The organism is Bremerella cremea, assembly GCF_039541315.1.
GTDB classification, from domain to species: Bacteria; Planctomycetota; Planctomycetia; order Pirellulales; family Pirellulaceae; genus Bremerella; species Bremerella cremea.
Map to the genome: position 1 here is coordinate 971,580 of NZ_BAABFZ010000005.1, position 26,373 is coordinate 997,952.

The window sequence follows — 26,373 nt, forward strand, 5'->3', positions numbered from 1 at the left end:
AAGATACGAGCAGAAGCCTAGCCCCGGTCGCAAAACCCGAAATTGCGGCCAATATTCCCGTAGCGGCGGCGAATACCCGGGTGATACTACTAGTTTGAACTGCTCGTCTCTGTGGAAAGGTCGGTCCAATGTCCTTGTACTGGGTGTTTTTCGGCTGTGCTGTTGTGGCTGGAACGATTTTCGTCCTCCAGTTTCTGCTGGCGGTCGTGGGCATCGGGCTGGAAGGAACCGACCTGCCGGACGAGATCCCCGACGACATTCCGGATGACTATACCGGCGATGCGCATGGCTCGACCGCTTTGTTCGGGGTGATTTCGTTCAAGACGCTCGTGACCGCCTTCACCTTCTTCGGCCTCGCCGGCCTGGCGTGTCTTTCTGCCGGCTTGAATGAACCGGTTTCGTTCGCCATTGCCGTCGCATTTGGCATCGCGGCCATGTATGCCGTGCATTGGCTGATGCAGGTCATGCTGCGATTGGCTCAGGACGGCACCGTTCGCATTGCCAACTCGGTGGGTGAAAACGGTACCGTCTACATCCCGATCCCTCCGCATCAGGAAGGGGTCGGCAAGATTCAGATCCGCGTTCAGGATCAGATCGTCGAATACGCGGCTCAAACGACGGCCGAGACCAAGCTGACGACCGGGACTCCGGTTCAGGTCGTCGAAGTGCTCAGCCCGACCATCGTGCTGGTGGTGCCGCTGGTGACCGAAGTGGAAGTTCGGCCTGGTTCCGCGCAACCGGAACAACCGGCACAAACCACGTAGAAAATACGCTTCGACTTCTATCGATTTCCCCGGGTTGGGGTCTTCGTAACCTACACATACCTAGATGCCGCTGCGCGCGGACCGTACCGGCACCGAGCCCTGTCACCAAGGAATTCATCTCATGCACACCGTATCAATGCTTGCCCAAGGCGAAGGAATGTTCAGTTTCTTCGGCACAACCATGGGGATCATCTCGATCATTGCCATTCTGGCCGTGATGGGTTTCGTCACGTTTCTGATGATATTGAAGAGCCAGTACAAGCGTTGCCCGAGCAACCGTGTGCTCGTCGTTTATGGTCGCACGGGTGGGGGCAAGTCGGCTCAAACGGTGCATGGTGGTGCGAAGTTCGTGATCCCGCTGATCCAGGACTATGCCTACTTGAGCCTGGAACCGATTCAAATTGAAATCCCGCTGCGTGGTGCCCTGTCGTCGGAAAACATCCGCGTCAACGTGCCCAGCTGCTTTACGGTCGCCATCGGTACCACGGCCGGCGTCATGGATAACGCCGCTGTCCGTCTGCTCGGCTTGACCACCAACGAAATTCGCAAGCAGGCAGAAGAATTGATCTTCGGCCAATTGCGTCAGGTGATCGCCTCGATGCGGATCGAAGAAATCAACCGCGATCGCGATACGTTCCTCGAACATATCCAGCGCAGCTTGGAACCAGAACTCAACAAAATCGGCCTCTGCCTGATCAACGTGAACATCACCGACATCACCGACGAGTCGGGCTACATCGACGCCATCGGTCAGAAGGCTGCCTCGCTCGCCATTCAACAGGCTCGTGGTGACGTTGCCGAAAACGAAAAGATGGGTGAAATTCGCGTCGCTCAAGCCCAACGCGAACGGGAAGTGGAAGTCGCCAACGCAACCAAGGCTCGAATGATCGGTACGCGTGAAGCCGAACGCGAACAAGCGATCCGCATCGCCGAACTCGATAAAGAACAAACCGTCGGTGAACGTGCCGCCGAGTACGAACGAGAAGCCCAGGTCAAAAACGCCGAACGTGAAAAGCGTATTCGTATCGCCGATGCCGACGCCGCCGCCATCATTGGTGAACGTAACGCCGAGTTCGAGCGGGAAGCTGCGGTGAAAGACGCCGAACGTCAAAAGCGTATCAAAATCGCCGAAGCAGATGCCACGGCCATCGAAGGGGAAAACCACTCGGAAGCCAAGGTTGCTGCCTCGAAGGCAGAACTGGCCGTCAAACGAGCCGAAGCGTACGAACTGGGTGAAATCCGCCGCAAGGAAGCCGAAGGTGCGGTGAAGGAAGCCGAAAACCGTGCGTTGGCGAAAGCGGCCATTGCCGAGGCCGAACGAGTCGAAGCGGAAAAACGTGCCTTGCTCGAAGCTCCAGCCAAAGCCGAAAAGGCCAAGATCGAAGTCGACTCGTCCGCCGAAGCTGCCCGTCGCCGTATCCTGGCAGAAGCCGACGCCGACGCCATCTTCGCCAAGTTAGAAGCGGAAGCTCGCGGTGAATACGAAAAGCTCGCCAAGAAGGGTGCCGGTTTGAAGGCAATCGTCGAAGCGTGCGGTGGCAGCAAAGAAGCGTTCCAACTCATGCTGCTGGAACACCTCGACAACCTGGCCGAATCGAGTGCCAAGGCAATCTCGAACATCAAGTTCGACAAGGTCGTCGTCTGGGAAGGTGGCAATCAGAATGGCCGCTCTAACACCGCTGACTGGCTCAGCGGCATGGCCAAAACGCTGCCTCCAATGATGCAAGTCATGAAAGACATCGGTGGCATCGAACTGCCGGAAGCGTTGATTCGCTATGCGGAAGATCCCGAATCGCTCGCCAACGGCAAGAGCAGCCCAACCGAAACGGAACCTTCGGCCAACTAACGCTGAAGTCCTTAGTCCGCGTCCAATCCAGAAAAGCCCAGGTACATTGCCTGGGCTTTTTTCGTGGCGGCACTATCGACGAGGATCGCCCAACGGATTCTCGAGCACGTCGTTGATCTGGCCAATATAGAAGCCGAAGAGGCGGAAGATCACCATGATGATCAACCCTGAAACGATCAGCCCCACCAGCATCCCACCCATTACCGTCAGCGTGTGCAGGGCAGCCTTCGCTTTCTCTTGATAGAGCGACGCCAGCTTGTCCATCGATTCGGCCAACATGCCTGAGATCTCGCCCGTTTCGACGACATCGAGAAAGTCGACCGGGAAACTTCCGGTGCGGCGAAGGATGTCGTGAATCTCTTCCCCCGCTAACAGCTCTCGATCGACCTGATCGGCGAATTGCATGTAATAACGGCTATGCGTCGCTTCCAGCGAAAGCCGCATCGCTCGGCGAATCTCCATGCCGCCGCCGATGGTGATCGCCATCGCCCACGACATCCGCTGCAGGCACAACGTCCGGATCGGACTGCCGAGGACCGGGATACTCATCGCGACGCGATCAAGCTGCAGGAAGCTTAAGTTGCCACGAGTCCACAAAATGTAGGTCCAGAAGATGAAGAAGATGATCATCCCGATGACCGAGAAATAGATCGCCAGGCCTTCCATCCCGATCAGCCCGAGGCCCAGCACATCGATCGGCTTGCCATTGACCTTGGGCAGAAAGCCCAGCACCAGAATCAATGCCCCTACAATCAAGATGGCGACAATCAATTGCAGTAAAGGCCACGTCACCCCTTTGACGAATGTCCGTCGCATGGTGACTTGTTGTTCGTACTGGTCAGCCATTTCCAGGAAGACCGTTCCGAGCTTCCCCGTTTCGTCACCCAGACGAACCATCTGGCGGAAAAGCTTTGGGAAGTATTTGCCGGTGCAGTCGATCGCATCTGGGAGAGCCGTTCCTTCGTTGATCAGCTCCAGGATGTCGAGCATTATGCGTCGCTGCGTACCGCTGGCGCGTTCTCCTTCGCGCTGGAAGATGCGTCGCACGTCGACGCCGGCCTGGAATTGATTGCCAATCCGGCGACAAAATCGAACCAGGTTGTCCGTGCTGATGCGAGGCGAAAAGAGCATGTCGGTTTTCCAGCGTGGTCGGCGATGGTTTCCATCATCGATAAGACCTCGGTGCAAAGCAACAGGGCGGAACGATTCGCAATCCCCCCCGCAAAACGTTCAGTTCGTGCGATTTACTCCGATTTTGCCAGCCATGCTTGTCGCGCAGTTGCCACCCGCTGCGGAATCACTAATTCGAGATCTTTCATTAAAGAGACCTGAAACCCTCCATCTTACGGGCGAGTTAGTCCTATGGTTGTGGAAAGAATCGTCGTCCATCGGCGACTGCATTCTCGTCATCATTGCTCGCTATCGATCTGGGAAGACCATCATGAAAAGCCCGACGCTGTTTGGAATCGTTGCCGTAGCCACGCTGGCCATGTTTGTTGCGGAAACTCAAGCTGGACCACGTGGTGGCGGTGGGCGTCGTGGTGGTGGTGGCGCCGATCTGGGTGGCAGTCGCCTTTCAGGCGGAAGCCGTCCTTCCCCCAATATCAGCCCTGGCGGCAACCTGGGTGGCAACATCGGCTCCGGCAATTTCAACGCTGGCAGCCGTGACCTTTCCGGCCGTGCGGGTGGCGACCTCTCAGATCGACTGAACTCTGGCGGAGGCAATCTAAGTAACCTGCGTCCGCAAGGGCAAGACAAACTGTCGAACCTGCTGGAAGGAAAGTCATTCCAGCCTGGTTCCGGCAACTTCCAACGTGGCGACGCCGTTTCGCAAGACAAGCTGCAAAACTTCCTCGGCCTTTCCGACGGAACGCGTGAGCCATCCGGCAATCATCAGCAGCAGATCCAAGACAAGAAGAACGAACTGCAGCCGAAGATCGATCAAACAAAGCAGAACGTTTCGGATCGCTCGAACGAAATCTACAACAACGTGAACCAGCACCTGGCCAATCAGCCAGAACCATTCTCGCCACAGTGGTACGCGGCTCATCCGAATGCGTTCCACTATCAGTACCCACATGCCGATGCTTGGGCGGCGGCCAGTTGGGGTGCGGTGACTGGCTGGGTCGTCGGCATGTCAACAACTCCGGTTAGCTATACCTACAACAACAATACCGTGGTCTACTCAACCGACACCACGGCAGCGACGCCGGTTAATGCCGAAGCCACGCAGCAGTTGTCGCAGCCAGGCCCTGCCCCGTCGGACGAAGAGTGGATGCCTCTGGGCGTGTATGCGTTGGTGGAAGGAAACCAGACTCAGGCCCAGATGCTGATGCAACTCGCCGTCAGCAAGAGCGGTCAAATCGGTGGTTCGTACTACAACGTTCTGTCCGACAATAGCCAGCCGCTGACTGGTTCGGTCAACAAGCAAACCCAGGAAGTTGCCTGGCACGTGGCCAAGAATGACAAAGTTGTCTTCCAAACCGACGTGAAGAGCCTGACCGAAGCAGAAACCCCAGTCGTCGTGCATTACGGCGACGGCACGACCCATCCGATGACGCTGGTTCGCATGCCGAACAAGCAGTAAACGAACGCGACACGGTCGCTTCAAACAATTCCAAGAGCCTGGCTGGCGTGTCCATCCAGGCTCTTGTCGATTTCCGGGGGGGCGTGGCAGGCCATAAGTTCCCCCGAAATCGCCAGGACTGGTCGTCCTAAGCGGTGGATTCTTGCTATAATCTCGGCTCCATCTTGTTTGCCTGGTCCCCCTTAAACTACCCCCACATGCCTGAATTCCAACAAATCGCGATTCTCGGCGTTGGGCTGATTGGTGGCTCGATTGGCTTAGCCGCGCGAAAATATAACGTCGCCGCCAAAGTCGTCGGGATTGGTCGTAGCCAAGAGAAGCTCTCGCGGGCTCAACGGCTCGGCTGCATCACCGAGGGAACCACCGACTGGCAAGCAGGCATCCGAGGAGCCGACCTGGTGGTGGTTTGCTCTCCCGTCGAATCGATTGTTCCGATGGTCGAACAGATGGTCCCCTTCTGCCAGCCTGGCACCATCATTACCGATGCCGGCAGCACCAAGCAGGAGATTGTCGACACCCTCCATACGAGCGAGTCGATTCGGGGCCGCAAAGATGTCTACTTCGTCGGCAGCCACCCCATGGCCGGCAGTGACAAGAGCGGGGCGGAACATTCCGTGGCCAATCTGTTTCAAGATCGGGTCACAATTGTCACGCCAGTCGCTGAAACCGATCGAACCGCCCAGGCAACTGTCCGCAAATTTTGGGAATCTCTCGGTTCGACCGTCATGGAAATGAGCCCGGCCCAGCACGATGCTTCGGTCGCGGTTACGAGCCACATGCCCCACGTTATTGCCGCCTTGCTGGCGGCATCGACCCCGGAAGCGATGCTTTCGTTAACAAGTACCGGTTGGGGCGATACCACGCGAATTGCTGCTGGCGACATTGAATTGTGGCGTCAGATCCTCACCACCAATCGGGGCCACGTCTTGCAGTCGCTAGCGAACTTTGAGAAATTGCTGACTGCCTTCCGGGCATCGCTGGAAGCGGGTCAGGACGAGCACTGGATTAAGCTCTTAAAACAGGGAAAGCACCACCGTGACATTGTGGGAAGTTGATATCTATCCCGCTTCGGGACACGTCGATCGATTGGCCGCCGCCATCGTTGCTGACGCCGAAGACCTGCAAATTGCCACCCACCTCGAAATTGCCACGGCCCACGGATTTCTCGTCCAAGCCGATTTCGATGCGGATCACATCAAGCTGCTGGCGGACCAACTGCTGGTCGATAACGTCGTGGAACGGGGCGTCGTCGCCCAGGCCGGCGAAGCGATCCTGGCAGAAGCCCCGGCGAACAACTACGACCGGCTGATCCACGTCATGCCTAAGGCGGGCGTGATGGATCCAGTCGCCCAAAGTACCCAGGCCGCAATCGCCGACTTTGGGAAACCAGCGGAAGCGGTGCGTACATTCCGCAAGTTCTGGATCGGCGGCCTCGACGATTCTCAGACCGAGCGTCTGGTCACCAAGCTGCTGGCGAACGATTCGGTCGAACAGGTCATTCAGGGCCCGATCGATCTCGATCGCCTCTCGTTTGGCAAATCGCAGCCGTTCGAGCTGAAGACGGTCGGTATCCGTGCCTTGGACGACGCCGGGCTGGAACGCCTGAGCAAAGAAGGCCAACTTTACCTGACCCTGGTCGAAATGCAGACCATTCAGAACTACTTCCAGGAATTGGGCCGCGATCCAACCGACATCGAGTTGGAAACGGTCGCTCAGACCTGGAGCGAACACTGCAGCCACAAGACCCTGGCCGGCAAGATCGCCTACAAAGACGAAAAGCAAGAGCTTCGCTTCGACAACATGTTGAAGGAAACGATCTTCGCCGCCACGCAGCAGATCCGCAAAACGCTGGGCGAAGAAGACTGGTGCGTCAGCGTCTTCAAAGACAACGCCGGTATCGTCAAGTTCAACGACGAATACAACATCTGCTTCAAGGTCGAAACGCACAACCATCCAAGTGCCCTCGAGCCTTACGGTGGTGCCAACACCGGCATCGGCGGCGTGATCCGCGACCCGATGGGCACCGGTATGGGTGCCAAGCCGATCTGCAATACCGACGTCTTCTGCTTCGCACCACCGGAAACCGACCCAGGTAGCCTGCCGCAAGGTGTGCTGCATCCGCGTCGCGTGATGAAGGGTGTCGTGAGCGGCGTCCGCGATTACGGCAACCGCATGGGTATCCCTACGGTTAATGGTGCCGTTTACTTCGATCAACGTTACCTGGGCAACCCACTGGTTTATTGCGGCAACGTCGGTCTGATTCCGGTCGATATGTCGTTCAAAGAAGTTAAAGCGAACGACCTGATCGTGGCTGTTGGTGGACGTACCGGCCGTGATGGTATCCATGGTGCCACGTTCAGCTCGGCTGAACTGACCAGCGAAAGCGAATCGCTCAGCGGTGGTGCGGTCCAGATCGGTAACGCGATCACTGAAAAGATGGTCCTCGACGTCTTGCTCGAAGCACGCGACCGCAAGCTGTACAACGCGGTGACCGACTGCGGTGCCGGTGGTTTCTCGAGTGCCGTCGGCGAAATGGGCGAAGAACTGGGTGCGGAAGTGTGGCTCGAAAAGGCTCCACTGAAGTACGAAGGTTTGTCCTATACGGAAATCTGGATCAGCGAAGCACAGGAACGCATGGTCCTGGCCGTGCCAGAAGACAAATGGCCCGAGCTGGAAGCCCTCTTCGCGTCGGAAGGTAGCGAGGCGGTCGTGCTTGGCAAGTTTGTCCCGACTGGCAATCTGACGCTGACCTACAACGGCAACAAGGTCGGTGAGATCGACATGCGATTCCTGCATGACGGTCGCCCACCGATCGTTCGCGACGCCGTTTACACTCCGCCGACGCTGGCTCCTCTGGAAATCAATTCCGAAGCGGTCGACTCGGTGGGTGACGATCTGCGAAAGATCCTCAGCTCGCTCAATGTCGCCAGCAAGGAATGGATCATCCGCCAATACGACCACGAGGTCCAAGGCGGCAGCGTGATCAAGCCACTGGTCGGCGTGAAGAACGATGGCCCGAGCGACGCCGCCGTCGTTCGACCTGTTCTGAATAGCCGCAAGGGTATCGTTCTGTCGTGCGGTATGAACCCGCATTTCGGCGACTTCGATACCTACGACATGGCTGCCAGTGCCATCGACGAAGCGATCCGCAACTGCGTGGCCGTGGGTGCCGATCCTTCGCGGGTCGCCATCCTCGACAACTTCTGCTGGGGCTATACCGATCGTCCGGAAACGCTGGGAAGCCTGGTGCGTGCCGCCTTGGCCTGTCGCGATCTGGCGGTCGCCCTCGGAACGCCGTTCATCAGCGGTAAAGACAGCCTCAACAACGAATTCAGCTACTTCGACGACCATGGCGACAAGAAAACGATCGCCATTCCGCCGACCCTACTGATCAGTGCCATGGGGCAAGTCGACGACGTCTCGACCTGCGTGACGATGGACCTCAAGTCGCCGGGCAACCGGTTGTACCTGGTCGGTCTGACGAAGGACGAAATGGGTGGATCGCACTGGTCCCTGGTCAACGGCAAGGCGGGTGGCCAGGTTCCGCAGGTCGACACCGATCTGGCGAAGACAGTCTTCAACGGTATTCATGCCGCGATCCAGGCCGGTACCGTTCGGGCATGTCACGACTTGTCGGAAGGTGGCCTGGCGATCGCTCTGGCGGAAATGGCTTTCGCTGGTGGCGTCGGTGCGAGCGTGTCGATCGATAAGATCCCGCACCAGCTCGACAATCCAACTGCAATCACGCTGCTTTACAGCGAATCGAATACCCGTTTTGTCTGTGAAGTACCGGAATCGTCGGCCGCTGAGTTTGAAGCTGCCCTGGCCGGTGCTCCATTCGCCCACATCGGTCAAGTGGCCGAGCACAAGGAACTGGTCGTCCAACAAGGCGAACTGACATTGCTCGACGAGCCGATCGAATTGTTGAAACAGGCTTGGCAAGCTCCCCTGAATTGGTAAGTGACAAGGAAAGAATTCTACCGATGGCTCAGCCTAAAGCCTTGTTGATTCGCTCTCCCGGTACCAACTGCGACCTCGAAACGGCCTACGCCTTCGAGCAGTCTGGAGCCGTGGCTGATCGTATCCACCTCAATCGCATCCTCGAAAAGCCCGAGATCCTGAACGACTACCAGATTCTGGCGTTGTCGGGCGGGTTCAGCTATGGCGACGACATCTCGGCCGGCCGGATTGTCGGTAGCCTGTTCCGTCACCATTTGATGGATGCCGTCGAGCAATTCCACGACGACGGCAAGCTGATTCTGGGGATCTGTAACGGTTTCCAGATCCTGATCAAAACCGGTTTGCTTCTAGCCGACGACGAACGTGGCCTGCCTGCCAGTACGTTGGCCTGGAACGACTGCCAGATGTTCCAAGATCGTTGGGTGAACCTGAAGACCTCCGGCAGCAAGTGTGTCTTCCTGAAGGACATCGATCAGATGTACCTGCCGGTGGCTCACGCCGAAGGACGCTTTATGGCTCGCGACGAAGCGACGTTGGACGCTCTGGAAGCTGGTCAGCAGCTTTGCTTGACTTACACCGCCGATCGCGATGGGGAAGATTCGGTCTCGTTCCCCGACAATCCGAACGGTGCCCAGCGTCATGTTGCTGGCGTTTGCGACGAAACGGGTCGAATCTTCGGTCTGATGCCGCATCCTGAACGCTACATCGATCGCACGCATCACCCGCGTTGGACTCGCGGTGAAGGCAACAGCCCTGGCGACGGTTTGAAGCTGTTCCAGAATGCGGTCGAGTACTTCGCCTAGAAGTTCATCTGCCAAGCGTTGCGGCTGGTTGAACTTGAGCGTCAACTAGCCGCTGGCCGCTATCTCACTCGAAGCATTCGCTTCGCGTTTTCGCCGCCGGGCATCGACCACGCGGCGGATAATCTCGTCGGCGATCACCCCGACCAGAATCACCACGCCGATCACGGTACCTTCCAGTTCCGAGAACTCCAACGTTTCGATCGCCTGGTAAAGCTCTCGCAAGATCGCCGTCCCCAGCACCACACCTAGAATCGATCCAGTGCCGCCCCGTAGGCTGCACCCTCCCAGCACTGCCGCGGCGATGGCATACAGTTCGTAGAACGTCCCGGCTTCGTTCGGGCCGACACTGTTGAGGTCGATCGCGAACAAGATTGCCGAGATCCCTGCCATCAACGCACAGATCATGTAGGCCGAGATCGTGATCCAGTCGGTGTTGATGCCACTGAACCGGGCTGCTTGTTCGTTATTCCCCAGGGCTTTCAAATAGCGGCCGAACGTCGTCTTGTTCAGCACCAAAGACGACACAATCGCGATCACCGCCAGCATCACCAGGGGCAAAGGAATGCCGAGGTAAGGAACATGCCAGTTGGTGAGGTACGCGATGTCGGTTCCCCCTTCCGGCCGGACGAAGTTCGAGATCTTGTTGTCCTGGGCGAGAAATCGGGCGAGGCTCCGCAAGACCAGCAGACCGCAAAGCGTGACTACGAACGGCTGCAGTTTCAGCTTCGTGATTAGAAGCCCGTAGCCCAATCCGATCAGCATGGCACCAACCAGAACGATCACCATGGCCAGGTAAGGATCCATGTTTTGATCGTTGATCAGAATGCCGAACTGCACGCCAACCAACGCAACCATCGAGCCCATCGACAGGTCAATCCCGCCGGCAATGATCACGAACGCAGCGCCGATCGCCATGATGCCATACAGACCGGTCCACCGCGCCATGATGTCGAGGTTGTAGCCGCTGGCGAAGGTCGGAGCGTTGGCGGCCGTCACGCCGAAGATGGCAAAGATCAACAGGAAAAGAACGATATTCTTGAGCATTCAGTGCTTCTCTTTCAAACCGCCGTCAGCTTCTGTCCAGTTGCCAAATTCATGACCGACTCTTCACTGAGTTGGTCGCGGGTCAGTTCTCCGGCCAAGGCCCCTTCGTGCATCACCAGCACGCGATCGGCCATGCCCAGGATCTCTTCCATCTCGCTCGAAACAAACAGAATCGCCACCCCGTGACGGGCCAGCTCTTCCATCAGTTCATAGATCTCGTGCTTCGCCCCGACGTCGATCCCACGGGTCGGTTCGTCCAGCAGAAGCACCTTGGGATGCATCGCCAGCCACTTGGCAATGACCACCTTCTGTTGATTGCCCCCGCTCAGATATTGAATGATCTGCCGCGAGTTGGGCGTCTTGACATGCATCCGCTCGATCATCTCGTCAATCAGGCGCTGTTCTTTGCCATGATCGATCCACGATAGAAACGACAAGCGATGCAGCCCTGGCAGCGACGTGTTCTGGCCGACATCCATCGGCAAGACCAGTCCTTGGGCCTTACGGTCTTCCGGGACGAGAAACACCTCGTGCCGAATCGCATCGCGTGGCGAACGAATCGAAACCGGCTTGCCGGCGACTTCCACCGTACCGCCAATGGGCGGGTGAACGCCAAACAGGGTCTCGAACAATTCGGTCCGCCCTGCCCCGACCAGCCCTGCCAGGCCCACGATCTCGCCTGCTTTCAACTGAAAACTGATCTCGTGGCCTGGATGAGCATGCGTTCGGAGTGACTTCGCTTGCAGAACGACCTCGCCCGGCGTTTGCGATTGATGGGCATAAAACTGATCGAGCTCGCGCCCGACCATCAGTCGCACCATGTTATCGTGCGAGATTTCTTCGCGGCTGAGCCCGCCGCTGTTCTGACCGTCACGCAGGGCGACCACGCGATCGCAGACGCGATGCACTTCACTCAAGCGGTGTGAGATGTAAACGATGCTGACGCCATCGGCGCGGAGCGACTGGATCACCCCGAACAAACGCTCGACTTCCCGAGCCGAAAGGCTGGAGGTCGGTTCGTCCATAATCAGCAGGCGAGCATTACACGACAACGCCTTGGCAATTTCGACCAATTGCTGCTGTCCGATCGAAAGCTCGGCGAGCGGTTTGCGAGGATCGATATCGAGCCCGACCTGTTGCAGATACTTTCGCGAATTGGCATTCACCGCTGCCTGGTCGATCCAGCCGAACTTGCGCGGTTCGCGGCCGAGGTAAATATTCGCCCCGACCGAAAGGTTATCGCAGAGGTTCAGTTCTTGATGGATCAAGGCGATCCCCAGCCGCTGGGCATCGGTAACGCTGCGGACCTCGACCGGTTTGCCATCGATCCGAATCGTGCCACGGTCCGGCTGCTGGATCCCGGCCAGGATCTTCATCAGCGTACTCTTGCCGGCGCCGTTCTCGCCGATGACGGCAATCGATTCCCCGACGCCGACCTGAAGCGAGACCTCGGACAAGGCCTTCACCCCAGGGAATCGCTTCGAGACCTGATCGACTTCCAGGAACGGAACCGGCGCGGGATTCATAGAATGAGACCTTAGCTTCCCGCTTCCGTTGCGGCGGCTTCGTCGGACTTCATCGGCGTTTCTTCCACGGCAGGCGTTTCGGCTGGTGTCTCTTCGGCCGGTTCTTCCTTCGGCATGTACTTGGCGATCTCAGGCGGGATCGGCTTGTCCATCAATTCGTCGATGACGCCAGCACTGCGTTCCTGGGCGTTCAACTGCTCCATCATGCCGACGAAAATCATCACATCGCCACCATCTGGAATCGCTTCCTTCACCAGGCGTCCCACTTCGCGGCCAGCCAGGTAGTTGTGCGTACCGATGTAAAACTTGCGTTCGCTTTGCGGTGCATCTGAGTCGTGACAGATCACGTTTCCGTCAAAGGCTTCCACCGCTTTGTTGATCAGGCTTGTCTGACTGGCAGGCGAACTCGGGCTCATCGCAAGAGCGACGCTGCCGTCACCAATCTTGCGTTCGATGAAACGCTTCTGTTCTTCCTGGGTGCCATTTGGCGGATGATAGACTTCGCATTCCGCATTGAAGATCGGTTCGGCCACGCGAACGCCTTCTTCGGCATAGTTCCAGAAAGGATCGACCGTGTTCGTAAGAAACGCGATCTTCACCTTCTTGCTGGTGTCGTAGTTGGGCTGATTGTTCGGTGGTGGCGTTCCGTTACCTGCCTTGATGCGGTTGAGTTCGGCCTGAAGTTCATCGACGTTGTCCTTTCGGATCGACTTGAACGGCACGAAGATCAAGTTGCTTTCTGGAATATCGAGATCCTGCCCGCGAGCCATTGCCGAAAGGAACTCGACCGACTTGTAGCCAAACACGAACGGTTGCTGCACGACCGTGCCGTAGACTTTGCCTTCTTGAATTCCTTTGAGCGTGACCGGATCTTCGTCGAAGCCAATGATCTCGATCTCACCAAGTTTGCCGGCACCTTCGACGGCACTCAGGATCATCGGAGGATTGTAAGCCCACAGCCCCACCATCGCCTTCAGGTTCGGGTTGTTGCCGATCGCGGACTCGGCGTTCTGCTTCGCTCGGGCATGGTCGGTGTTGTCGGTCCGGATGCCGAGGATCCGGTACTTGCCTGCCTCGATGGGAAAGTCATAACCACCGCTGCCCGTCGTGGGGCTTTCGGTCTTGGCCCGGCAGCTGACCATGGCGGTCGCTACGAGCATGACCAGCATCAAACTGGGAAGTCGTTTCACGGGTCGAATCCTTCGAGGAGATAATGCGAGGGGAAAACAACGAAAATAGACGAGAAAAACGCTATCTTAAGCCGCAAACAACCTCAAGGCAACTATCTCCGGCATTAATGAGCAACAGGGCGCAAGCTGTTTCCCATCGTTTCCTTACAGCCGACAGACTCGACGAAAGCGGTAACTAGAAACCGTTGCCGCCGTCGGCGCAAAAAAAAGGACCAGCGATACCGAAGTCTCGCTGGTCCTGCGATTCGTAGCAGGGGCAATCGATCTACCGTTGCCCCTCGATTCGACGTCGATAGTGACGTTAGTTGCCGGTCGGCAGCGGGATCGCGATGCCACCCTTCTTCAGAATCTCACGCACGTCCTCGTAACGCTCGTAGTCCGAGATGGTCACTGGGCCGGTGTAGATTTCGCTTTGCAGCTTGCGAGGTGGATACTTCGCATAGGTCTTCATCAACTCGGCGACCGCCATATTGAACCCGACCAGGGTCCACGTGCGTTCCGTGTAGTTGTTCATGAAGATGTCGTAGCGTTCCTGAGGATCTTGGTACAGGTCGAAGATCTGCGGCACGCCTGCGACGTACTTCTCGGCACCCTTCCAACCCAGGTTCGAGTCGACAGCCAGACCACCGGTAGCTTGACCATCGTCACCACGCAGATTGAAAACCGCCTTATAGTTGGCGACACGAATCGCACCTGGCGAAAGTTCATTCTCGGTAAAGTAGAACCAAGCCTTGCGGGGCGATTCGCCAGTCCCGGTCAAGACGGGAATCATGTCGTGGCTATCGAACATCATTGGCTTATCTTCACGATCGTTCTTTGGCAGTTCGACGCCGGCAGCCGAAGCAAACGTAGCCATCAGGTCGAGACCACCAATGATGTCATGATTGCGGACGCCTGGCTTGATTTTTCCTGGCCAGATCGCGATGGCTGGCACACGGTTACCACCTTCACGCACGGTACCCTTGGTACCACGGAACGGGGTGTAACCAGAGTCCGGATAAACGTCTTGCCAGGCACCATTGTCGGTGGTGTAGAAGACCAGCGTGTCTTCGGCGAGGCCCAGTTCTTCCAGTTTCTTCATGACGTTGCCGATACGCGTATCGAGTTCGACGATCGAGTCGGCATACTTCGTTTTCGAGAGCGACTTGTGTATGAATTCCGGTGCTGGCAGGTTCGGCTGATGCACCTTCATGAAGTTGATATTGATGAAGAACGGCTGATCAGGATTCTTTGCGGCTTCTTCCAGGAATGCGATGCCCGACTGTTCGACATACTTGTCGAGGAAAGGAATCCCGACGATGCCTTCTTCCGGCTTATCAACGTATTCGCCATTCACCTTGAAGTCTTCTTTCGGTGCTTCGCCAGCTTTGCCCGAGAGCGAACCCTTGGTGACCTTCTGGAACAACTCGCGCATCTTTTCTGGCATGTCCGGGAACCACTCTGGGTCGCCGTAGGTATACGCGTTGCAGTGATAGAGGAAGCAATGCTCCATCACGTCGTAGCCGTGTGCGTTCGGCAAAGCATAGTCCGATTCGCCCAAGTGCCATTTGCCGGTGAAGTAAGTGCGATAGCCGCCTTTCTTCAGGACCGACGCCAAAGTCCATTCCGCCTGGGGCAGACCGCCCCCTTGGCCTTGGAAGGCAACCGTGGTCATACCGCTACGATTGGGAATACGACCGGTCTGCATGGCAGCGCGACCAGGCGTGCAGCTTGGCTGGGCATAGAACGAGAAGAAGGTCATGCCTTCTTCAGCCATCTTGTCGATGTTCGGCGTGGGCATCCCACGTCCGGTGCCGCCACCGTAAGGACCCAAGTCACCATAGCCGGTATCGTCCGAAACGATGAACAAGATGTTGGGCTTCTTGGCTTCGGCTTCGCCAGGCAGAGCCATGCCCAGCAGGCCTACTAACATCAAACAACATACGGATAAACCGCGGAACTGAAACGTACGCATCGCGACCTCACTTCGTGGGGTGATTAAAAAATCGATAGTTCAAGCGAAAACTGGCCGGTTTTGCGATCCCTTAACAAGGAACCGCGGTGGTTGTTGGGCGGTCCAAAGAACCGTCGACAGGCTTTTGTTTCGAGATACGAGCTGGACTACGAACGTCGGCCTGCGGTTTATCGAACAACTTCCGCTTGAATCTACCTCATCCCTGGCGGGGGAGGCGAACGTTTTCCAAAGGACTACGCGAAAACAGCAAACGCATTACATTCCCTTCACGGAAACTCATTACAACTTGTAGCTAGGGGCCGTTGGTGCGGTTTATAATGATTCCCCTCTTAAGGACCTCCTCCTGCCAACTTTAGGAAAGCCATCCATGTCCTACCGCCCGATCCGCCCGCTGGCGATCTTCCTTCTCCTTTTCTCCCTCACGACGCTTCCCCTGCAGGCCCAGGAATCAGACGCCCAGTTTTCGATTCCCCAGACCGACGACGGCTTACCAGGTGAAGGCCCGATCCGCCGTTACGATTGGTTCCGCAACTTGTGGCAGAACAAACGCAGCCAATGGTCGAAGCAAGTCGAAGCGGACCAAGGTGCTGTTGTCTTCCTCGGCGATTCGATCACTCAGGGCTGGGGCGATAACCTCGGTGGCAGCTTTGGTGATATGAAAGTCGCCAATCGCGGCATCAGTGGCGATACGACACGCGGCATGCTGATTCGTCTCGAAGAAGATGTTCTGGCGTTGAATCCCAAAGCGGTCGTCATGCTAATGGGCACCAACGATCTGGAAGAAAAGGCGGAGCCTGAAACAATCGCCGCCAACATGAAGCTGATTGTCGCGAAGTTGAAAGAGCACAATCCCGAGATGCCCATCATCTTGTGCAAGGTCTTCCCGAGTTCGGCCTCGAAGAGCCGCTCGGCTGAAAAGATCAAACGCGTGAACGAGCTGTATGCCGAAGGCGTGCAGGGCGATCCTCAGATCATCGTGCTGGAAACCTGGTTGCCATTCGCCGATGAAAATGGCGATGCCAAGTCGGAAGAGTTCCCCGACCTGCTGCACCCGAATCAAAAGGGTTACGCCAAATGGGCCGCGGCGCTGCGACCCGTGGTCGCCACGCTTGGTTTTCTGGAAACCGAACCAGATGACTTCCAAGTCGAGCCGGGCTTCACCAGTCTTTTCAATGGCAAAGATCTGACCGGCTGGCAGTTCAAGGCGAACCCGGAACGCAAAGGGAAGAAGGTCGGCATTGCCTGGCCGATCATCGAAGAAGACATCGCTTTCGACGGCAAGACCGAAAGCAACGACGGTCGCTACGTCGCGATCAACGACCGCTTGGTGGTCACCACGCCTGCCGAAGGTCGTCGCATTCAGCAGCTTTGGACCACCCAAGAGTTCCCTGGCAACTTCGTTTTGAAGCTTGAGTTCCGCGCGACCCCAAATGCCGATAGTGGCGTGTTCATTCGAGCTCCTCAGCTCCAGTGCCGCGACTATTCTTTGGCCGGTCCTTACAAAGAGCTGAAGAATTACAAGCCACAAGACTGGAACGAGATGGTCGTGACCGTCAAAGATGGCGTGGCCTACTGCACCTGTAACGGTGAAGTCTTGGAAGAAGCATTCCAGGTGCCAGAGACCGGTCCGATCGGCCTGGAAGGGGATCGCGGACAGATGGAATATCGCCGCATCCGCATTCAAGAGCTGAACTAGTTACTGAAACCTGCGCCAACACTTGCCTCAGGATTCGTCGCAAAGTCCAATACGCTCGTTACCAGACAACGAAAGGCCGCCGGTAGTTAACCAGCGGCCTTTTTTCGTGCGTCTTAAGCATCGATCGGATAAGACCGATTAGTCTTCCAGCGTGACCGAGAGCGTGATGTTCGTGTTGAGAACTTTCGAGACGGGGCAACCTGCTTTGGCCTTGCCGGCCAGTTCTTCGAATTGTTCTTTGCTGCAGCTTGGTACTTTGCCGGTCAGCGCCAGGTCGATGCCGGTGATGGCGAAACCATCGTCCACTTTTTCAAGTGTACAGACGGCAGACGTTTCCATCTTTTCGGCAGTGAAGCCAGCTTCGCCCAGGATCTTCGATAGAGCCATCGTGAAACATCCGGCGTGGGCCGCGGCGATCAGTTCTTCTGGATTGCTGCCCTTCTGGCCTTCAAATCGACTGGCGAACCCGTATGGGTAACTGCTGAGAGCGCCGCTCTCGGTGCTCAGCTCGCCTTTGCCATCTTTGATGCCACCTTGCCAGACAACCGAGCCGCTACGTTTGATCTTCATGGAATTGCTCCGGGGGAGATTGAATTTCGACGAACGCCGTAATCATTTCCCAGAAGCGCTCGTCATTCAATCAGGCTTGCACGATCGGATGCGCAAAAAAAATGACCACCGGTAAGGACTCGGTGGTCATTTTTCGAATTCAACTTGCGTATGGGGTATCCCCCACGTACGAGACTCTTAGTGAGTCGTGTTCGACGTGGCGGTGCTGTTGTTGTTGGGGTTCGCAGTCGATGGGTTACCCTTTGGGGCACAACCCACGATAACGGTCGTCAGGGCCACCAGAACCAACAAGGATCCGAGCTTCTTCATTGCGAAAATCTACCTCTGTGAAGTGTTCAAAAACGTCTGGTTAACTAGCTATCTTACCGGATTTGAGCCAAATTTCCAAAGGGGGTGAGCTTCCCTGCCTATCATACCCAGGCGGTAAAACCGCTCTCGCCCCCATAACGTGAGAACTCGGCCCGCTATCGGAGTTTTCGGATGCGATGTCCGAATATTGAGTTTATTGAGGAGTCTTTTTGCCAAGGAATGGCGTAGAAAGTCACGTTTTGACCACCATCGGCACATCACCGCAGTTCGCTCAGCAGGTACGCCGTCGCTCGCCACGTTGCCTCTATGGCAGTTGGCAGGTTGGTCCCCAATTGGGTGAAGGAACGTACTATCGCGTCTTCCGTGCTCGGCCTAGTGAAGGATCGTTTCAGGGTTGGGACTTTGCCCTGAAAACCATTCGGCCCGAGTACAAGGGCGAAAGGCTCCTCATCGAGCGACTGGTTCGCGAAGCCGAGGCAGGCAGCGAGATCACGTGTGCTCACGTCGTTCCGGTGATCGATTCTCGTAGCGGGTCGTTTGTCGTCATGCCGCGTGTCTGGGGTAAGACGCTGGCAGAAATCCTGGCGACCGGCCAACGCTTTCCTTTGGGAGTTGCCGTTTGGACAGCACGGCAACTGGCCCAGGGCCTGACGAACGTTCACCAGTCGAAGTGGATCCACGGTGATGTGAAGCCTGATAACGTCATGATTTCGACCAGCGGTCACGCCACGCTGATCGATCTCGGCTTCGCGCAGCGGATCGACTTGAGCCTGCCTTGCAGCAGCCGCAAATGCGATCGTCAGGGAACGCTTCGCTATTTGCCGCCCGAGATGCTGACGACCAGCATCCCGATCCTTCCTCAGGCCGACACCTACAGTCTAGGTGTCATCTTATTCGAGCTGATTACGGGGCGTCAGCTTTTCGGCCAGACTTCTACGGAAGAGATCGTCAAAGCCCAACTGTCGCAGCGAGCCCCTAACGTACGGTCCCTGGTTCCGAACGTTCCGGGCTCGCTCGATCGGTTGGTCGCCCAGATGCTGGCCAAAGATCCGCTTCGCCGCCCTTCGCCAGATACCGAGCTGGTGAAAGCGTTAGCCGCGGTCGAGATCGAATTGCTCTCCCCCAACCCGAAGATGCATTTCGTCGCGTGATTCGGACGAAGCACGCGATTCGACCAGCGACTTGAACATCACCAGCGCGTCGACGAACCCTTTCTGCGGATGCTGAAACGCCTGAGGCAATCGCCCCACGATCTCAAAGCCAAGCTTCTTCCAAAGCTGAATCGCTCCCACATTGGTCGAGACGACAAAATTAAACTGCATCGCACGGTAGCCAAGTTGCTTTGCGACCTCTTGGGCATGCAGCCCCATCGTCTTGGCGACCCCTAGCCCGCGTGCTTCCGGCAAAACCATGAAGCCGCAATTGCAGACGTGGCTACCTCCGCCAAGCTGGTTGTTCTTCAGATAGCAAGTCCCCACGATCTCTCCTTGAAAGATCGCGACATAGACCTGCTGAGGCAACTCGATCCAGACGCGGTGAATTTCTTCGACCGACATGTCTTGCGGCAACGCATAGGTGTCCCCATTGCGAATCACCGGCACTAAGATCTGCAGGACCGCTTCCCAGTCAGATGGTTGAACGGGACGCATTTGCACGTCTGGGTTGGCCTCGATACGGCTCTCTGCCTCACGCTTGGCCACAATCGCAGAAGAAAGGGGACGACCGTAGAGATCGACATTGCTGGCTGCCTGTTCCACGGAATCGACGTCGGCCGCTGAATGGACTCGGGGAAAGAAGTAATCCCTCAGCCTCCCACCGTTCCAAATACCTGGGAAGTCGTAGTCGGCGTAGCTTCCGTCGCGGCGGCGAAGTCCATCCACCCGGCTAGGGTTGTTAATAAAACCATGCCGCATATGCACGACGCCCCCAACGATCGCCAGGACAGCCACCAAGATCATCGCCAGAATTTCCATCACACGGGGTCACCTCGTTGTTGGACCTAGTCTCCACCATCGCCATCGAAGCCATCCAATCCATCGTCAGAGGAATCGATTACGATGTCGTTTTCGTCCGTTTCGACGTAGCCCAGACCGACTCGATAACTGGCAGACTCTGCTTTTGGGGGAGCCGATCCGACATCGAGATCGCGGTGACTGTTGCTGCGATTCTTCCCCCAGCCAAATCGCGCCCCAGCCTTCTGCTTATCGTCAGACGACCGCCGGTTCAGCAATGCGATCAGCAGAAAGGCAATCACCACCCCGCCAAACAGTGCGAGCAATATCGGAAGCATTCGTTGTGCAACTAACCTACCTGCGTTGAAAGGCTGGATTGTCTTTCGCCACAGCCCTACTGGGTATTGGCAAGAAAAAGTAAAGGGACGCAGCCCCAGATTAGCGGAAGCGGCGTCCCCTGTTAAGTTAAATCGCGGCTATCGGCATTATGTCACCGTCGCCGATTCGACGGAACTACTCCCGATGGCCGACTTACCGAACGTATAGCCAGTTCCGTCATAGCCAACCGTGATTCGGTCGCCATCCTTGAAGTCTCCCTTCAACAATAGCGTCGCCAACTGGTTTTGCAGACGATTTTGAATCACTCGCTTCAGCGGTCGGGCACCATACAGCGGATCGAAACCTTCATCCGCCAAGGCATCCTTGGCCGAATCGCTGACCACCAGTTCGATCCCCTGCTCTTCCAGTTGATGGGCCAGCCCACGCGTCTGGAAGTCGACAATCGATCGAATCTGTTCCTTCAACAGCGGCTTGAAGACAATGATGTCGTCAATTCGGTTGAGAAACTCTGGCAGGAACTTCGTTCGCAGATTGGCCTGGGCGGCTTCGCGAATTTCTTCATCGCTTCCACCTTCCTGGGCAATCTGCTGAATCGCCTGGCTACCGATGTTGCTCGTCATCACCACAATCGTGTTGGTGAAATCGACCGTGTGACCATGGTTGTCGGTCAATCGGCCATCATCCAACACTTGCAACAAGATGTTGAACACATCGTGATGCGCCTTTTCGACTTCGTCGAGCAAGATCACGCTGTAAGGTCGCCGGCGAACTGCTTCGGTCAGCTTGCCACCTTCTTCGTAGCCGACATACCCGGGAGGAGCCCCGATCAGTCGACTCACCGCGTGACGTTCCATGTACTCGCTCATGTCGATACGCACCATGGCGTTTTCGTCGTCGAACAAAGCTTCGGCCAACGCCTTGCACAGTTCGGTCTTACCTACGCCTGTTGGGCCCAGGAAGATGAACGAACCGACCGGACGATTGGCAGCCTGAAGTCCGCTACGACTTCGACGCACCGCATTGGCCACGGCAACGACCGCTTCTTCCTGACCGACCACACGTTGATGCAATCGCTCTTCGAGGACCAGCAGCTTGGCTCGTTCCGTCTCCAACATCTTGGCAATCGGAACGCCTGTCCATTGGCTGACCACTTCCGCGATTTCATCCTCGGTGACCTGTTCGCGAAGGAGACGTCGTTCGTTCTTGGTGTCATCCCTTTCCGCTTCCTGCTCGCTCTCGGCTTCCATCCGCGATACCAACGCGTCGTGCTTCTTTTGCAGTTCGAACAACTTCTGGTAGTCGCTTTCGGGAACGAGTTGCCCCATCGATTGAATCTCTTGAATCGATGCGTGCAGACGAGAATACTCGAGATCGGTCGCGGCCAGTTCCTCGCGGATCTGAGCGACGTCTCCCATTCCCATCTTTTCCGCTTCCCACTGTTCGCGGAGGCTGGCAAGTTGCCGCTTGACCTGTTCCATCTCGTCTTGAATTTCTTCACGACGCTGGATGGCGGTCTCTTCGGTTTCTTCGGCCAGTTGACGATCGGCCAACTGCAACTGCGTCAGACGCCGCTGCACCTGATCGATCTCGGCCGGAACGCTTTCCAGTTCGATCGCCAGGCGACTCGAAGCTTCGTCCACCAGGTCGATTGCCTTGTCTGGCAGGAAACGATCGGTGATGTAGCGATCCGAAAGCTTCGCCGCCGCGACCAGGGCCGAGTCCTTGATCTTGATTCCATGATGCGCTTCGTAACGTGGCTTCAGACCACGCAGAATCGCGATGGTATCTTCGATGGAAGGTTCCCCGACGTACACCGGTTGGAAACGGCGCTCCAGCGCCGCGTCCTTCTCGATGTACTGTCGGTACTCGTCCAGTGTCGTGGCACCGATACAACGCAGCTCGCCACGTGCCAACGCAGGCTTCAACAGGTTCGCCGCGTCGGCTCCACCTTCTGCCTTGCCGGCACCGACGACTGTATGCAGTTCGTCGATGAACAGCACGACACTTCCCTGGGAATCTTGAACTTCCTTCAGCACTGCCTTCAGGCGTTCCTCGAATTCACCACGGAACTTCGCACCTGCGACCAACGCCCCCATGTCGAGAGCGATCACGCGTTTATTCTTCAAGCTTTGCGGCACGTCCCCTTGGACGATTCGCAATGCCAGACCTTCGGCGATGGCGGTCTTACCGACGCCTGGCTCGCCGATCAAAACGGGATTGTTCTTCGTACGGCGTGACAACACTTGAATGGTGCGGCGAATTTCTTCGTCGCGACCGATCACCGGGTCAAGCTTGCCACTTTCAGCTCGCTCGACCAAGTCGATGCCGTACTTCTTCAAGGCCTGGAAGGTGTCTTCCGGGCTTTGCGATGTCACGCGAGAACTTCCTCGCACTTCGCGAAGTGCCGACAGAATATCTTTTTCGGTGACGGCGTTGACCTGCAAGAGATCCTTGGCCTTCGAGGGTACCTGGGCCAAGGCAAACATCAGATGCTCGGTCGAGACAAACTCGTCCTTCATGGTGTCGGCTTGCTTTTGCGCGGCCTGAAACACCTGGTCAAGTTCGCTCGACATCCGAAGCTGTCCGTCGCCACCGGTCACGGTCGAAAGGCGACCGATTTCGGACTTCAGCATGGACTCGAGCTGGCCACGATTCGCTCCGATCTTGTCGAGCAATGGGCGAACAACGCCCCCGTTCTCGTTCAAAAGCGCAGCGAGCAAATGCAACGGAGTCAGCGAAGTATTACGAGCCTCAGTCGCCATCTGCTGAGCCAACTGAACGGCCTCTTGAGCTTTGATCGTGTACTTATCGAATCGTGGTGTCATGATGCGTTCCTTTTGAATTTATATGAATACAGGTGTGGCTTAATTCACTCCTGGTTATTTGTCGTTAATAACAATCTTCAGGCCTGGAAGGCCGTCTGAATCTAGCCAGGGGCGTTAGCCCCTGGTACGCGTCCTAAAAAGCAACGAGCCCAGTAATGGGCGACCGAAAGAATTCGCAAAATTGCGAAGCAGTTATCCTTCGATATAGTCCTCGTTGTACTCCACGTCATGCTTGTTCAAAAAGGCGATTAACTCGTCGTGGAATGAGCAAACACGATGATGTTCTTCTTGATTCGCTATGTAATTCTTTACGTCCTCAAGAGCCGATTTGCTCACCGAAAAGGCGGAATATCCGTCCTGCCAGGCAAACAATCTTGCGTCGGCGATAGTCTTGTGAATCCAGCCACTCGAACCGGCTTTTACGTCACGAACCACCTCCGCCACGCTGGCCTCGCGGGAAAGCGAAATCAGGAGATGAACGTGGTCTTCAATTCCGCCTCCGAGAATCAAGAAACACTTCCGCCGTTTCAATATGCCTGCAATGTATTCGTATAACCTTGGGACCATGCCGGCTGAATCCAACGCTTTCGCTGGCGCGTGCTGAAGATGACATGAACATAGAGACATGCGTAAGACTGTGGCATTTCCCATCGTCCTGATCTTCGATCGCCCTTTCAGGGCTCTCTGGTTGACTTGACCTAATCCCCAGGGGCTGACGCCCCTGGCTAATTTTGGTTGCCCTTCCAGGGCAAGTTATGTCTTCGATGAAAGCATCGAAGACGACCATCCATCGATACAACAACGTCTTCAATATATGGCGATTAGGTTCGGTCAATCCATAAAAAGGGCCGGGCGCCTTACGGCCCCAGCCCTTCGGGTTCACTCATGGTTCTGCATGATGCCCAGGCTTGTTTCCGGGCATCGCGGGTCGGAAGAACGTTAGTCCTTCTTCACCTCGAACTCGGCGTCGATGGCGTCGTCGTCGCCACCATCCTTCGCTTCGCCAGCAGGGGCTTCCCCAGCGGCGGCTTCCGGATTGTTGGCGGCGGCAGCTTCGTACAGGATCTTGCTGACCGCGTGCGAAGCAGCTTCCAGTTCGCTGATTGCGGACTTGATTGCTTCGACGTCTTCTCCCTTGGCAGCTTCGCGAGTCTTGTTGATCGCCGCTTCCAGAGGAGCCTTGTCGCTGTCCGAGATCTTTTCGCCAGCTTCCTTGATCAGCTTTTCAAGCTGGAAGCAACGCGATTCGGCTTCGTTGCGGGCTTCGGCCAGTTCACGCTTCCGCTTGTCTTCGGCGGCGTGTTCTTCGGCGTCCTTCTGCATCCGATCGATCTCTTCCTTCGACAAACCCGAGCTCTGCTTGATCTCGACCTTCATTTCCTTGCCGGTACCGAGATCCTTGGCCGACACGTTGAGAATACCGTTCTGGTCGATGTCGAATTTGACTTCGATCTGTGGCATACCACGTGGAGCCGGTGCGATCCCGTCGAGGTTGAACTCGTCAAGCAAGCGGTTGTCGGTAGCCATCGGGCGTTCCCCTTGGAACACGCGAACGGTCACCGCCCCCTGGTTGTCTTCGGCCGTGCTGAAGGTCTGCTTCTTTTCGGTCGGAATCGTCGTGTTGCGTTCGACCAGCTTGGTGAACACACCACCGAGGGTTTCGATACCGAGCGACAGCGGAGTCACGTCCAACAGCAGAACGTCTTTACGACCACCTTCGGCGAGCACGCTACCCTGGATCGCAGCACCAGCGGCGACCACTTCGTCTGGGTTCACGCCCTTGTGAGGATCTTTGCCGAAGATCTTCTTGACCATCTCCTGAACCTTCGGGATACGGGTCGAACCACCGACCAGCACGACTTCGTCGATATCGCTGGACGACAGACCGGCATCTTTCAAAGCCTTTTCGACCGGGATGCGGCAACGCTCGATAAGGTCGTCGGTCATCTGCTCGAACTGGCTACGGCTGATGGTCAACTGCAAGTGCTTCGGACCGGAAGCATCCGCCGTGATGAACGGCAGATTGATATCGGTCGAGGCCTGGCCGCTGAGTTCCTTTTTCGCCTTTTCACAGGCTTCCTGCAGACGCTGCAGAGCCATCTGATCTTTCCGCAAATCGATGCCGTGATCCTTCTGGAACTGTTCGGCAACGTAGTTGATCAGCTTTTCGTCGAAGTCGTCACCACCGAGGTGCGTATCACCGTTGGTGCTGATCACTTCAAACACGGTTCGACCACCTTCATCGCCATCTTCCGGTGGCGAGACTTCCAGGATCGAGATGTCGAAGGTACCACCACCCAAGTCGAACACGGCGATCTTCTCGGCCTTGTTCTTACCCAGACCGTAAGCCAAAGCGGCTGCGGTTGGTTCGTTGATGATACGAGCGACTTCCAGACCGGCGATCTGGCCGGCGTCCTTGGTTGCCTGACGCTGGGCGTCGTTGAAGTAGGCTGGAACCGTGATCACAGCCTTGCTGACCTTGTGCCCCAGGTAGCTTTCCGCGGCAGCCTTCAATTTCTGAAGAACCTTGGCCGAAATCTCCGGAGGCGTGAATTCGTTGTCGCCGATCTGAACCTTGACGTATTCGTCGGCGCTTCCGACCACCTTGTACGGAACCATCTTTTCTTCCGAGCCGACTTCGCTGTGACGACGACCCATGAAGCGTTTGATGGAGTAAACCGTTTTGGTCGGGTTGGTAACGGCCTGACGACGAGCTGGCTCGCCAACCAGGACTTCACCCTTGTCGGTATAACCGACGACGCTCGGGGTGAGTCGGCTACCTTCGGCGTTCGGAATCACCTTGGCTTCCGAACCTTCCATGACCGCGACCACCGAGTTCGTGGTACCGAGGTCGATCCCAATAATCACTTCGCCTTGTGCCATGATGGTTACCTCTTTCTTTCGTTAAATCCGCGCCGCAAGGGCGTCAGGGTGTTTTATAAAGGAATGCCGAGCTTGCACTCGACTTTGCTTGTCCTGCTTGAATGTGACCTGCCGAGTTCATTGCG

General features: G+C 56.6%; 19 protein-coding genes. 8 read left to right on the plus strand and 11 right to left on the minus strand.

The genetic code is table 11. The annotated features are described in order from the left end of the window. The first annotated feature begins 128 nt into the window (after positions 1-128). A complete protein-coding gene (locus ABD890_RS20755) occupies positions 129-764 on the plus strand; it encodes a hypothetical protein (protein WP_345094164.1) in 636 nt (211 codons plus the stop codon). Between the two features lie 121 nt (positions 765-885). Next, positions 886-2,610 (plus strand): flotillin family protein, encoded by a 1,725-nt coding sequence (locus ABD890_RS20760; RefSeq protein WP_345094166.1) that lies wholly within the window; start codon positions 886-888, stop codon positions 2,608-2,610. A 72-nt stretch (positions 2,611-2,682) separates the two neighbouring features. On the opposite strand, the gene ABD890_RS20765 is transcribed toward ABD890_RS20760, so the two are convergent. Continuing rightward, a complete protein-coding gene (locus tag ABD890_RS20765; protein ID WP_345094168.1) occupies positions 2,683-3,741 on the minus strand; it encodes a type II secretion system F family protein in 1,059 nt (352 codons plus the stop codon). Between the two features lie 310 nt (positions 3,742-4,051). Here ABD890_RS20765 and ABD890_RS20770 point away from each other — a divergent pair, with 310 nt between their 5' ends. From ABD890_RS20770 to purQ, 4 genes are all read left to right on the plus strand, one after another. Next, positions 4,052-5,197 carry a hypothetical protein gene (locus ABD890_RS20770; protein ID WP_345094170.1) on the plus strand — a complete coding sequence of 382 codons (1,146 nt, stop codon included), beginning with the start codon at positions 4,052-4,054 and terminating at the stop codon, positions 5,195-5,197. 197 nt (positions 5,198-5,394) lie between these two features. After that, the gene (locus ABD890_RS20775; RefSeq protein WP_345094172.1) at positions 5,395-6,252 is read left to right on the plus strand and encodes a prephenate dehydrogenase; all 858 of its coding nucleotides are present in this window, start codon (positions 5,395-5,397) and stop codon (positions 6,250-6,252) included. Further along, entirely contained in the window at positions 6,233-9,157 is a 2,925-nt protein-coding gene (purL, locus tag ABD890_RS20780) for a phosphoribosylformylglycinamidine synthase subunit PurL (protein ID WP_345094174.1), read from the plus strand. The genes ABD890_RS20775 and purL overlap by 20 nt, the downstream gene beginning before the upstream one ends. A 23-nt stretch (positions 9,158-9,180) precedes the next feature. After that, positions 9,181-9,960, plus strand: a complete 780-nt coding sequence (gene purQ / locus ABD890_RS20785) for a phosphoribosylformylglycinamidine synthase I (protein WP_345094175.1) — start codon at positions 9,181-9,183, stop codon at positions 9,958-9,960. Between the two features lie 45 nt (positions 9,961-10,005). Here the strand turns inward: purQ and ABD890_RS20790 are convergent, their stop codons facing one another. From ABD890_RS20790 to ABD890_RS20805, 4 genes are all read right to left on the minus strand, one after another. Next, complete coding sequence (locus ABD890_RS20790) at positions 10,006-11,004, minus strand: ABC transporter permease (RefSeq protein ID WP_345094177.1); 999 nt, start codon at positions 11,002-11,004, stop codon at positions 10,006-10,008. 14 nt (positions 11,005-11,018) lie between these two features. Further along, complete coding sequence (locus ABD890_RS20795) at positions 11,019-12,530, minus strand: sugar ABC transporter ATP-binding protein (RefSeq protein WP_345094179.1); 1,512 nt, start codon at positions 12,528-12,530, stop codon at positions 11,019-11,021. Between the two features lie 11 nt (positions 12,531-12,541). Then, positions 12,542-13,720 (minus strand): substrate-binding domain-containing protein, encoded by a 1,179-nt coding sequence (locus tag ABD890_RS20800; RefSeq protein WP_345094181.1) that lies wholly within the window; start codon positions 13,718-13,720, stop codon positions 12,542-12,544. Positions 13,721-14,021: 301 nt separating this feature from the next. Beyond that, positions 14,022-15,674 (minus strand): arylsulfatase, encoded by a 1,653-nt coding sequence (locus ABD890_RS20805; protein ID WP_345094183.1) that lies wholly within the window; start codon positions 15,672-15,674, stop codon positions 14,022-14,024. Between the two features lie 367 nt (positions 15,675-16,041). On the opposite strand from ABD890_RS20805, the gene ABD890_RS20810 reads away from it, so the two are divergent. After that, on the plus strand, positions 16,042-17,370 hold the full coding sequence (locus tag ABD890_RS20810) for a GDSL-type esterase/lipase family protein (protein WP_345094184.1): 1,329 nt from the start codon (positions 16,042-16,044) through the stop codon (positions 17,368-17,370). A gap of 138 nt (positions 17,371-17,508) precedes the next feature. Here ABD890_RS20810 and ABD890_RS20815 read toward each other — a convergent pair whose 3' ends face one another. Continuing rightward, positions 17,509-17,940 (minus strand): OsmC family protein, encoded by a 432-nt coding sequence (locus ABD890_RS20815; protein ID WP_345094185.1) that lies wholly within the window; start codon positions 17,938-17,940, stop codon positions 17,509-17,511. Between the two features lie 548 nt (positions 17,941-18,488). Between ABD890_RS20815 and ABD890_RS20820 the strand changes: the two genes are divergently transcribed. Further along, positions 18,489-19,400 (plus strand): serine/threonine-protein kinase, encoded by a 912-nt coding sequence (locus tag ABD890_RS20820; protein ID WP_345094187.1) that lies wholly within the window; start codon positions 18,489-18,491, stop codon positions 19,398-19,400. Here ABD890_RS20820 and ABD890_RS20825 read toward each other — a convergent pair. The 5 genes from ABD890_RS20825 to dnaK form a co-directional block, all read right to left on the minus strand. Then, positions 19,341-20,222 carry a GNAT family N-acetyltransferase gene (locus tag ABD890_RS20825; protein WP_345095054.1) on the minus strand — a complete coding sequence of 294 codons (882 nt, stop codon included), beginning with the start codon at positions 20,220-20,222 and terminating at the stop codon, positions 19,341-19,343. The genes ABD890_RS20820 and ABD890_RS20825 overlap by 60 nt on opposite strands. A gap of 26 nt (positions 20,223-20,248) precedes the next feature. After that, positions 20,249-20,527, minus strand: a complete 279-nt coding sequence (locus tag ABD890_RS20830) for a hypothetical protein (protein WP_345094189.1) — start codon at positions 20,525-20,527, stop codon at positions 20,249-20,251. Between the two features lie 159 nt (positions 20,528-20,686). After that, positions 20,687-23,365, minus strand: a complete 2,679-nt coding sequence (gene clpB, locus ABD890_RS20835; RefSeq protein ID WP_345094191.1) for an ATP-dependent chaperone ClpB — start codon at positions 23,363-23,365, stop codon at positions 20,687-20,689. Between the two features lie 192 nt (positions 23,366-23,557). Then, the gene (locus tag ABD890_RS20840; RefSeq protein WP_345094193.1) at positions 23,558-24,016 is read right to left on the minus strand and encodes a transposase; all 459 of its coding nucleotides are present in this window, start codon (positions 24,014-24,016) and stop codon (positions 23,558-23,560) included. Between the two features lie 288 nt (positions 24,017-24,304). Continuing rightward, on the minus strand, positions 24,305-26,248 hold the full coding sequence (dnaK, locus tag ABD890_RS20845) for a molecular chaperone DnaK (protein WP_345094195.1): 1,944 nt from the start codon (positions 26,246-26,248) through the stop codon (positions 24,305-24,307). Between the last annotated feature and the right edge of the window lie 125 nt (positions 26,249-26,373).

Coding starts and splice junctions, on each gene's coding strand:
- ABD890_RS20810 (WP_345094184.1), top strand. CDS start 16,042: ATGTCCTACCGCCCGATCCGCCCGCTGGCGATCTTCCTTCTCCTTTTC.
- clpB (WP_345094191.1), bottom strand. CDS start 23,365: ATGACACCACGATTCGATAAGTACACGATCAAAGCTCAAGAGGCCGTT.
- ABD890_RS20825 (WP_345095054.1), bottom strand. CDS start 20,222: ATGGAAATTCTGGCGATGATCTTGGTGGCTGTCCTGGCGATCGTTGGG.
- ABD890_RS20770 (WP_345094170.1), top strand. CDS start 4,052: ATGAAAAGCCCGACGCTGTTTGGAATCGTTGCCGTAGCCACGCTGGCC.
- ABD890_RS20840 (WP_345094193.1), bottom strand. CDS start 24,016: ATGGGAAATGCCACAGTCTTACGCATGTCTCTATGTTCATGTCATCTT.
- ABD890_RS20760 (WP_345094166.1), top strand. CDS start 886: ATGCACACCGTATCAATGCTTGCCCAAGGCGAAGGAATGTTCAGTTTC.
- ABD890_RS20815 (WP_345094185.1), bottom strand. CDS start 17,940: ATGAAGATCAAACGTAGCGGCTCGGTTGTCTGGCAAGGTGGCATCAAA.
- ABD890_RS20805 (WP_345094183.1), bottom strand. CDS start 15,674: ATGCGTACGTTTCAGTTCCGCGGTTTATCCGTATGTTGTTTGATGTTA.
- dnaK (WP_345094195.1), bottom strand. CDS start 26,248: ATGGCACAAGGCGAAGTGATTATTGGGATCGACCTCGGTACCACGAAC.
- purQ (WP_345094175.1), top strand. CDS start 9,181: ATGGCTCAGCCTAAAGCCTTGTTGATTCGCTCTCCCGGTACCAACTGC.
- ABD890_RS20795 (WP_345094179.1), bottom strand. CDS start 12,530: ATGAATCCCGCGCCGGTTCCGTTCCTGGAAGTCGATCAGGTCTCGAAG.
- ABD890_RS20790 (WP_345094177.1), bottom strand. CDS start 11,004: ATGCTCAAGAATATCGTTCTTTTCCTGTTGATCTTTGCCATCTTCGGC.
- ABD890_RS20755 (WP_345094164.1), top strand. CDS start 129: ATGTCCTTGTACTGGGTGTTTTTCGGCTGTGCTGTTGTGGCTGGAACG.
- ABD890_RS20775 (WP_345094172.1), top strand. CDS start 5,395: ATGCCTGAATTCCAACAAATCGCGATTCTCGGCGTTGGGCTGATTGGT.
- ABD890_RS20765 (WP_345094168.1), bottom strand. CDS start 3,741: ATGCTCTTTTCGCCTCGCATCAGCACGGACAACCTGGTTCGATTTTGT.